General features: G+C 67.3%; 2 protein-coding genes and 1 pseudogene. 2 read left to right on the forward strand and 1 reads right to left on the reverse strand.

Annotation, left to right across the window (positions count from 1 at the left end):
• Positions 1 to 463, reverse strand: a pseudogene (locus tag ABZU91_RS08175) (transposase); the annotation flags it as partial.
• Positions 464 to 2,253: 1,790 nt separating this feature from the next.
• Here ABZU91_RS08175 and ABZU91_RS08180 point away from each other — a divergent pair.
• Positions 2,254 to 8,634 (forward strand): DEAD/DEAH box helicase, encoded by a 6,381-nt coding sequence (locus ABZU91_RS08180; protein WP_355235789.1) that lies wholly within the window; start codon positions 2,254 to 2,256, stop codon positions 8,632 to 8,634.
• The gene (locus tag ABZU91_RS08185; protein ID WP_355235792.1) at positions 8,634 to 10,787 is read left to right on the forward strand and encodes a UvrD-helicase domain-containing protein; all 2,154 of its coding nucleotides are present in this window, start codon (positions 8,634 to 8,636) and stop codon (positions 10,785 to 10,787) included. The genes ABZU91_RS08180 and ABZU91_RS08185 overlap by 1 nt, the downstream gene beginning before the upstream one ends.
• Positions 10,788 to 10,817: the final 30 nt, after the last annotated feature.

The raw sequence follows: 10,817 nt of genomic DNA on the forward strand, positions 1-10,817 counted from the left end.
ACGGTGTCGGGCACCCCGGCCTCCGTCCGTCGCGCGGGATCGTCGGTCCACGCTTTCGGCAGGTAGAGAGCGACGTCGAGCAGGGTGTGCCCGGCCGGTGAGGCATACGACAGGTGCACCGCGAGTTGGCAGTTCTCGATCTTCCCGGCGGTGCCGGAGTACTGCCGTTGCACCCCCACGGTGTGCACGCCCTTTTCAAATCCCCGGTCTCGTCGATCAGAAGCACACCGTCCGGGTGCCCGAGCTTGACCGCGACGAAATCCCGCACATCGGCGCGGACCTGCGCGTCGTCCCACCTGGACCGCCCGATCAGGTCCTGCATCCCTGCCGGACCGTCGTCACCGGCGTGTTCCGCGATCGTCCAACAGTTCTTGGTCGGCAGCGGCGCCAGCAGCCCGGCCATAAAGTCCCGCACCCGCCGGCGGGGCTCAGGCCTGCCGAAACGCGACCCGACCACGTCCATCAGCTCGTCGAACAGCCCAGACCATCGCTCGACGTCTACTCTGTAGGCGGCAGCCACCGCCGCATCTTTGGTCCACACAACCACGAGACTCAGCGGTGGCTGCTTCATGCCCACGGACAAAACCACACCACCACAGCAGGTCAGAACGGATCTCCTGCTGGAGTACTAAAGGGGCTGAGGTCGGATCTGTATCGCTGCTTTATGGATCAGGTTTGGCGCAATGGCTCGGCCAGTGGAATTATGGCATTAATTCACCCTGAGTCACACTTCACTGATGAACGCGCAAGCCTGCTGCGGCAGGAGGCATACCGAAGGCTCAGGCGACACTGGCAGTTTAGCAACGAGTTGAAGCTGTTCGAAATCGGTAATAAGATGGTATTCGGAGTGCACGTGTACGGGAGGGATCGAGAGAGCATCCGCTTCCTGCAGGCGGCAGCACTATACCATCCATCGACGATCGCAAGGTCTTTGAAGCACGACGGCAGTGGGCCGGAGCCGGGTTTGAAGGACGATGAGGGTAGTTGGGACTTGCGCCCACATGCCAACCGGGTAATCGAAGTGACGGATAGAACCCTTGAGACGTGGGGTGAGCTCCTCGATGACGGGTTGGGTGCGCGCTCCGCGCGTATGCTTTATGTAGTTAATAAAGCTGCCTCCAGTGCCTTGGAAGTCGCTACGAGCCTTCCTCGCGTTTCTCGCGTCGGACTGAAGCATTCGCTGGGGTGGGATGAGACCGCGGATGAAAGGCGCGGTAGATTCATTGAAAGCTGGGGCGAGCGTTCAACTTGGGAAGACGTGATACTTCAGGGCCCGAATCTTTCGGTTTGCCTACCTTTGGCGAAGATTCCGAATTCGACGTTGTCCAGTAACCGAGACTGGAGCCCGGTCGAATTGGAGTCTCTTCCTCCGACATATGTTCCTCCCAGCAAGTACGAGATAATCCAGGATAGGAAGTCCTTCGTCGATGGCTACGTGCAGTGGGGGGACCGATCGGCTGCAGATTTCTATCGCGTTGCTTGGCGTAGTATGGCTCGTCCAGCTAACGAAAGAACACTGATTCCGGCCATTATCCCGCCGGGTCCAACACACCTTACTCAGAGCGTCTATTCAGCGGGCCTGCCGGGCGGGAGTCTGGGGACATTAGTGGACGTCGCCGGATGGCTCTCCTCACTATTGTTAGACTTTATCGTTCGCTCTGCGCCCAAGTCCAGCATTCCTCGCAGCATCATTGATCGCCTGCCATTCGCGCCGGACGCCGCGCTGGAGAGTGATCTTCGAGTGCGAGTACTGCGGCTAAATGCGGTTACTTCAGCGTATCGAGAGCTATGGTCTGAGGTGTGGGACGACTCGTTTGTCGTGTGTGATTGGTCTGGGGAATCTTACTTAAGAGCGCGACCAGCATTAGGCGATATCGCATCTGAATGGAATTCAAACTCGCCGCTCAGAATGGCGGCGGACAGGCGTCGTGCATCAATAGAAATTGATGCAATCGTTGCCTTGTCGGCAGGGTTAAGTGTAGACGATCTATGCACTATTTATAGATCTCAGTTCGGTGTGCTAAGAAAGTATGACAGCGATAGATACTATTATGATTCTCGCGGCCGGAGGGTGCCGAGCGCCGTATTGTCCCTTTGGCGGAAGAAGGGCGAGGCGATGGCACTGGACGAACGAACTGTAAGGCTCCCGTCCGGGGTTGAACAAATCTACTCTCTACCGTTCGTCGCTCTCAATCGAGAGCGCGAATTACGCGAAGCGTATGCATACTTCGAATGCGTACGGCGGGAGCGTTCGTGACCGAACTGCTGCCCACCGTCCAGGCGGCGAACGTCCGAGACAGCCTCGTCGACTATCTGACGACGACGTTCGCGTTGACCGACACCGATGCCCGCGACGGCCTCGACACGTTCCTGTCCGATCCGATAACCGGCATGTTCAAGGGCCCGTACGTGCGCCTGCGGTTGCCGTTCCGGCCCGCCGAGGAGGGCTGGCGGCAGCACCTCGACTGGTACGCGGGCCCGGACCCGTACGGTCATCAGGCCGCCGCGTTCGCCCGGCTGACCTCCCTGGGCGGGCGGCGTCCGCAGCCGACGCTCGTCACCACCGGCACCGGCTCGGGCAAGACCGAGGCGTTCCTGTATCCGATCCTGGACCATGTGCGCCGGGCTCGGCTGGAGGGCGTCACCGGGATCAAGGCGCTGATCCTGTACCCGATGAACGCGCTCGCCAACGACCAGGCCGGCCGCCTCACCGGGCTGCTGACCGGCCACCCCGAGCTGGCGTCGATCACCGCGGCGCTCTACACCGGGGAGAAGGGTCGGCCGCGGACGATGGTCACCGCCGACGGTTTGATCACCGATCGGGGGATTATCCGGGACACCGCGCCCGACATCCTGCTCACCAACTACAAGATGCTCGACCAGTTGCTGCTGCGCCACCAGGACCGGAGGCTGTGGGAGCAGTCCGCAACCAGCCTGCGTTACCTGGTGCTCGACGAGTTCCACACCTACGACGGCGCGCAGGGCACCGACGTGGCCATGCTGCTGCGCCGTCTCGGGCTGGCGCTGAAGAGTCATTGGCCTGCAGATCATCCGGCCGTCACCGAAGCCGCGCGATCCCGGCCGCTGGGGCTGATGACGCCGGTGGCGACATCGGCGACCCTTGGCGACAAGGGGGATCCGGGCGCCATGCTCGGTTTCGCCGAAACCGTGTTCGGGGAGCCGTTCCCCGCCGACGCGGTGGTGACCGAGACCCGCAAGGACCTCGCCGAGTGGGTCGATGACGCGGAAACCGTCGTCGCCGCCGCCGGGTTCACCGTCGCCGACGAGTTCCGGGCCGACAGGGTACGCGCGTGCGTCGAAGCGCTCGGTGCCGACCCGGACGGCGCCGCTCTCGCCCGTACCATCCTGGGTCTGCTCTGGTCCGGGGACCGTGACCGGCTCGCGGCGGCCGGGCCGGACCTGTTGCTCGCCCTGGCGAAAGCGCACCCTCTGGTGCAGGAACTCACCTACGAGACCGTCGACGCGGTAAGCGTCGACGACCTGGTCCGCAGAATCGCGGGCCAGCCCACTCGGCGCACCTCCCGCCTCGCAGCGGGCGGTTTCGACACCGACTGGTCGGAGGCGATATCGGCTGTGGTGGCGGCTCTCGGGCACATCCGGGCGGTCGCCGGACGGGACGCGCTCGCCGTCGACGTGCACCTGTGGGTGCGCGAACTGACCCGCATCGACCGGGCCGCCGACACCACCGCCCGGTTCCTCTGGGGCGACGATGGGCCGCCAGTGGCCGGCGGCGACACCGAGGACATACGGCCGTCGTTCCCCGCCGTCTACTGCCGGTTCTGCGGCCGATCCGGCTGGGGTGTCGCGCTCGCGCCGGTCGGCACCGGCCTGGCCGCCGACGACGAAACCATCCGGCGCAACCACGCCACCCGCGAAGGGCGCTTCCGGGCCCTGCTGTACGCGCAGGTCGAGGCCAGCGCCGCCTATGACGGGAACGCGCAGCCCGACGGGTTGGCCTGGTTCTCGGTACGCGGCCGGGAGCTGCTCGCCGCCGCCCCGTCCGACGATGACTCGGACCTGCGCGACGGGTGGATCCTGCCGGTGCTCACCACCGTCGGTCGCGACGCCGACGAGCACGCGCGCGACGACACCTGCCCGTCCTGTGCCCAGCCGGACGGCATCCGGTTCCTCGGTAGCGCCATCGCCACCCTGCTGTCGGTGTCCCTGTCCACCTTCTTTGGGTCGGCGGCTCTCGACGTACAGGAAAAGAAGGCCCTGGTTTTCACCGACTCGGTGCAGGACGCCGCGCACCGGGCGGGCTTCGTGGAGGCCCGATCGCACACCTTGACCCTGCGGGCCGCGCTCAACGCCGCGATCGCCCCCGGCACCCTCACCCTGGACGCGTTGGTCGAGGACGCGATTCGCCGCACCGGTGAGGACAACTTCCAGCGCTACCGCCTACTCGGCCCTGACTGCGTCGACCGGGAGTCGTTCGCCCCGTTCTGGACGTCGAAGACGCTGCGAGGTGTGCCCGCCCGGGTGATGTCCCGGGTCCGGAAACGGCTCGCCCTCGACGTGGCCATGGAGTTCGGGCTCAACTCGCGCACCGGCCGGACCCTCGAACTGACCGGCGCCGCCACCGTCGAGGTGGATGCCGGCCCACCGAACAGGATGGCCGCCGCGGCCCGAACCGTCCTGACCGGGTTCGCGGGGCAGGATGCACTCGGTGCGGACAACGCCGAGCCGACCGGCGAGGCGCTTGTGCGGTGGGTGCGCGGCGTACTGGACCGGATGCGGGTGCAGGGCGCCATCGACCATCCCTGGTTCACCACGTTCCGTCAGGAGGACGGGAACCGCTGGTCCATCTGGGGCGGGCGGCCCCGAGGCGATGGCATGCCCGCCTTTCCCAACACGCGGCCCGCGCCCAGCTATCCGCGCGTCGGCGGCTCCGCCAATCCGGTCCGGGACAGCGACCTGGACGCCGTCACCCCGGCCCAGTCCTGGTATGCGCGTTGGACCTCCCGGGCGCTTTCGGTCAGCCCGGCCGACGGCGGACGGCTCGCCCGGTTGCTGCTCGACCGCCTCGCCCGCGACGGTGTCCTCACCACGGTCACCAGCCAGAGTGGTGCCACCGTCTACGCGATCCCGTCATCCGGCGTCGTGGTCGCACCGGCCCGACTCGACGACCTGACCGCCAAGCGCCACCTGCTGGCGTGCGACACCTGTCGGGCGTTGGTGCCGGGCAGCCGCACCACCGTCGACCAGCTCGACGGGGCACCGTGCATGCTGGTGCGCTGCCACGGCCGGCTGATCCGGGACGCCCTGGCCGACAACTTCTACCGCCGGCTGTACGCCTCCCCGGACATGCGCCGAATCGTCGCCCGTGAGCACACCAGCCTGCTCGACGACGCCACCCGGCTGGGCTACGAGGAGGGCTTCAAGAGGTCGGCGACCGAGCCGAACGCGCCCAACGTGCTGGTGGCCACCCCCACCCTGGAGATGGGCATCGACATCGGCGACCTGTCCACGGTCCTGCTCTCGTCGCTGCCCCGTACCGTCGCGTCCTACCTTCAGCGGGTGGGGCGGGCCGGGCGCATCACCGGCAACGCCCTCAACCTGGCCTACCTGACGGGACGCGGCGACCAGCTACCCAAGCTCGGTGACCCACTGTCGGTTATCAACGGTGAGGTCCGCCCGCCCGCCACCTACCTGAGCGCCGAGGAGATTCTGCGCCGGCAGTTCACAGCCTTCCTCGTCGACGGCATGGCCCGCGACGACCGGTACATCCACCCGAACAGCGCACAGCAGGCCATCGGGTCCAGCGAGCCGGATTCGTTCCTCGGCGAACTCATCGCCGTGGCCGAGGCGGGCGGCACCGACGCGGTGCGCCGGTTCACCGGCACCATCGGGTCCCTGCCGAAGCCCACGGTCGATGCGCTCACCGACTGGGTCAACCCGGTAGTCGGAGTCGGCACCAGCCTGTTCGCCGGGCACGTACACGCGGCCAGCCGGCGCTGGCAGCAGACCGTTGAGACGCTGAGACGGCGCCAGACCGAGATCAACAAGGTGTTGCCTGAACTCGAGGCCAAGGCCGCGTCCCCGGCCGTCACCGATGACGACAAGCGCGCCCTGCGTTCGGCCAAGACCACCCGCAAGCTGATCGGCGGGCAGCTCGGGCACCTGCGCGGCGAATACTGGATCAGCGTGCTGGAGGAACACGGCCTGCTGCCCAACTACACGCTGCTCGACGACACTGTCACCCTCGCTGTCGGGATCAGCTGGACCAACCCCGACTCCGGCGAGTTCGAGAGTGACAGCGCCCAGTTTCAGCGCGGTTCGGCGCAGGCGATCCGCGAATTCGCACCAGGCGCCACCTTCTACGCCCGCGGCTGGGAGATTGCCGTCAACGCAATCGACCTTGGCATCGACGGTGAATCCATTCGCCCCTGGGTGTTCTGCCCCGATTGTGGTTACGCGGCTGACATTGCCGCCACCGGGCGGGAACAGCAGATCACCAAATGTCCGCGGTGTGGCAGCACCGGCATCGCTGACACCGGCCAGCGTCTTGACGTCGTCGAACTGTCCCACGTCTCCGCCGAGGTGCGCCGTGACGAAGTAAAAATCTCCGACCGGCGCGATCAGCGCGACCGCATCCCCTTCCAGCTCTTCACGGCCGCCGACATCGACCCGGCCGGTGTCGCGGCGAAGTGGTTCGCCGAGAACACCGGGTTGGGCTGCACCTACCTGCGCACGATGGACCTGCGCTGGCTGAACGTCGGCGCACCCGGACACGGCACGTCAAGGATCATCTCGGCCGACGAACGCACCGGAGCGTTGTTCCGGGTGTGCAGCGGGTGCGGCAAGCTTGACACCGACTCCGGCCGCAACCGCCCGCACGAACACCGCGCCTGGTGCCCGTACCGGAGGTCGGCCGTGGAGAACACGGTCGCCGTCGCGCTCTCCCGCACCCTGCGCACCCAGGGGTTGCTGCTGCGCCTGCCGTACGCGGTCACCCTCGGCGACGACTTCGCCGTGCCGAGCCTGGCGGCAGCGGTCCTGCTCGGGCTGCGTGAGCAGATCGGTGGGCACCCCGACCACTTGCGAGTCGAGCATGTCGTCGACCCCACCTTGAGCGACGGCACCGACAATCACGACGCGCTGCTGCTGCACGACGTGGTTCCCGGTGGCACCGGATACCTGGCCGACCTCGCCGACCCGCAACAGCTGCGCGACCTGCTCGCGCTTGCCTGGCAGCGAGTGCACGACTGCGAGTGCCGCCACGAGGATCGCCTCGCCTGCCACCGATGCCTGCTGCCGTTCACCCCGCCCGCCGCGTTGCGCCGCACCTCCCGGGCCGCCGCCGAGCGGCACCTCGCCCACCTGCTGGCCTTGGGCGAGGACGCTGACACCCCCGACGGTCCGCCATGGACGCTCATCACGACGCCACCGCAGGACAGCCCTGAATCCCACCTGGAACAGCGGTTCCGCAAACTCATCGCGCGGCGGTTGAAGGCGATCGGGGCGGCCACCACCGAGGTGCCGAAACCCTGGGGCAATGCCCTGCGTTTCACCCTGCCCGGCGACCACCGGCAGTGGACCCTCACTCCGCAGGTAAACGTCGAGAACTCCCGTCCCGACTTCCTGCTGGAGTCCAACGACACCTCCGTGCCGGCCGTCGCCGTCTTCACCGACGGCCACGCCTTCCACGCCGTCGCGACCCGCAACCGGCTCGCCGAGGACGCCGAGAAACGACAGATCCTGCGCGACACCGGGCGCATCGTCCTAGCCGTCACCGCAGCCGACCTCACCGCGGCCGAGCAGGACACCAGCACCGCCCCGGGTTGGTTCGCCGAGGCGACGGTGGCCAAACTGATCAAACAGCCGCCGTTCCAGGCCGCGCCGAGCGCGTACGAAGGGCTGCGTTCCGACCCGATCTCCTGGCTGCTCGCCTGGGTGTCCGCGCCCAAGCCCGCGGACCTGGGGATCGTCGCGCGGGCCGTGCCGATGTTCCTCGTCGATGGTAAGTCCCGCCGCACCTGCGGCGACGGCGTCAGCCTCGCTTCAGTAGGGCGGGCCGCATTGCTCGGCGAGGAGCTGCCACCCGGCGACCGGACTCTCCTGGTACGGCAGTTCGGCGCCCTGGCCGTCGTCGTCGAACCGACAAAGTCGGCAGTGCACGCCGCGCTCGTGCTCGACGACCGGGAGCAGGCCCTCGACGCGGCACACGCCGACGCCTGGCGGCTGTGGCTGCAGCTGTCGAACGTTATGTCCCTGCGCGACTGGCCTACCGTCATCACGACCACCAGCCGGGCGGGCAGCCTTGCCGCCACCGCGACGGCCGGGCCGGAGCCCGCTGGCCCCGACGGGCTGCCCGATGGCGTGGACCAAAGCTGGGCGTCCGCGTACGAGTCGGCCGCGCCGGGCACCGAACGCGATCTGATCCGACTCCTCGCCATCCACGGTGGCCTCGACGCCCCATTGATCGGCGCGGAAGGACCGCAGGGCATCCCGATAGACATCTGCTGGCCGCAGCGGCTCATCGCCGTGGACCTGTACGACATGCCCGACGAGGACCGCGCCGACCTGAGTGCTGCCGGATGGCACGTCGTGCCGCCAGACCCGGATGCCATCGTCGCGGCACTGACCGGCACCACCGACAGCGGGGAGCGCTGATGCCGACGATCATCATGACCAAATGGCCTGTCAAGATCGACGGCTCGGTTAAGGCGAAGGCGATGTCCTTCCTGCAGAAGCTCTCCGCCGACGATGCCACGCCAGGCCTGCACGTCGAACCGATAGCAGGCGCGGCCGATTCCCGTGTCCGCACCGGTCGGGTCGACCAGTTCTGGCGAGCCGTGATGTTCCGGCTCGATGGTGCGGGGGAGTGCCACTACGTCATCCACGGCGTGTGGCCCCACGACGACGCGATCACCGTCGCCGCCCGGGTCCGCCTCAAGGTCAACCCGATCAACGGCCTGCCCCAGATCGAAGAGGCGGAACCCGCTACGCCGCTGGCTGCCAACCCTCCTGCCCCAACTCGGCCGGCGGAATCCCACCCAACTCCGGCGGAGCCGCTTATGGTTCAGCTCGGGCGGACCCGCGCGGATCTCGTCGACCGGCTCGGCGTCCCCACCGACGTCGCCGACCGGGCACTGGCCGCGCCGAATGAGGATGCCATCCTGGATCTCGCCCAACGCCACGAAGGCTGGCTGGGACTGCTCTTGGTGGACCTCGCCACCCAGGACTCAATCGACACCATCGTCGAACGGCTGCACCTTGAAGCGCCCAAGCAGACCGGCGACGACGACGCCGACCTGCTGCGGTCGCTCCAGCAACCCGCCGCCCAGGCGCAATTCGCCTTCATCGACGGCCAGGAGGAACTCCGCAGGGTCATCGAGAACGGCGACTTCGGCTCGTGGCGGGTGTTCCTGCACCCCGAGCAGCGCCACTACGCCGTCCGTCGCTACCGGGGTCCCTTCCGGCTCTCTGGAGGCGCCGGAACCGGCAAGACGGTAGTACTCTTGCACCGGGCTCGAGCGCTGGCCCGCGAACGCCCCGAGGCGCGGATCGTGCTGACGACCTTCACCACGAACCTGGCAGACGCGCTGCGCGACGGTCTCGGCCAACTCGATCCGACGGTTCAGCAGGCTAGCGCGCTCACGGCATCCGGCGTGTACGTGACAAGCGTCGACGCTCTGGCCGCCGCTGTCATTCGCGCCGCCGGCGACGGCATCGCCGATGCCATTCAAGCCGTCCTGGGCGACGCCCGATCCACCCCCACCGGCCGGACTCCGACCGGCCGGTGGCGAGACGTCATCGAAGCATCGGCGACCCCGCTGCCCTCGGAGATCGTCAACGAGACCTTCCTCAGCGCCGAATACGCGCAGATCGTCCTGCCCAACAAGGTTAAGAACGAGAACGAGTATCGCCGAGTACGTCGGCCCGGCCGCGGGGTCGCCCTCGACCGTGCCAAGCGGGACAGTGTCTGGGCGCTGATCGCTGCCTACCGGGCGCAGTGTCGCATCGACGGCACGCTCGATTTCGCCGAGGCAGCCGCTGTCGCTGCCGCCCACCTGACAGCCAGCGGCGGCACGGCCGACCACGTGCTAGTCGACGAAGGTCAGGACCTGTCGCCGACGCACTGGCAAATGCTGCGTGCCCTGGTCGCCGAGGGTGAGGACGACCTGTTCATCGCCGAGGACTCCCACCAGCGCATCTACGGCAGCCGAACCGTGCTGGGCCGGTACGGCATCAAGATTGTCGGCCGGTCGCAGCGGCTCAGCCTCAACTACCGCACCACGGCGCAGAACCTCCGCTACGCCATGGCCATACTCGACGACGGCGACTACGTCGACCTCGAAGAGCAGGCGGAGGTTACCGGCTATCGCTCGGCGCGATCGGGGCCGGCACCAGCGGTGGAAGCCGTCGAGTCTCTCGTCGCCGAACTCGACGCCATCGCCGACCGCATTCGCTCCTGGTCCGATAGTGGGGCGATACCCGAGACGATCGCGGTGCTCGTAGCCGACAAGTTTCAGCGGGAACGGGTCGTCAACGCGCTCAACGAGCGCGGCGTGCCCGCGCGAGCAGTCGACCGCGACCGCCCGGGGGAAGGCCGGGTGCTGGTGATGACCATGCACAGGGCTAAGGGAATGGAGTTCGCCAAGGTTGTGCTCGCCGATGGGGGGCCCCAATCGGCTGCCGAGAAGGTCAGGCTCAAGGGTCTGGATGCCATCGAGCGGCAGGACGCCGAGCTGCGGGCCCGGTCATTGGTGTACGTGGCGGCAACCCGTGCTCGCGATGAGCTCTTGGTAGTGCAGCGCTCATAGTGCTACTGGTCCAATATGGAATTCGATCTC

Source organism: Micromonospora sp. NPDC005174, assembly GCF_040608495.1.
Classification (GTDB): domain Bacteria; phylum Actinomycetota; class Actinomycetes; order Mycobacteriales; family Micromonosporaceae; genus Micromonospora.

Excerpts from the sequence above, each read along its gene's own strand:
- ABZU91_RS08185 (WP_355235792.1), top strand. The coding sequence starts at position 8,634 with ATGCCGACGATCATCATGACCAAATGGCCTGTCAAGATCGACGGCTCG.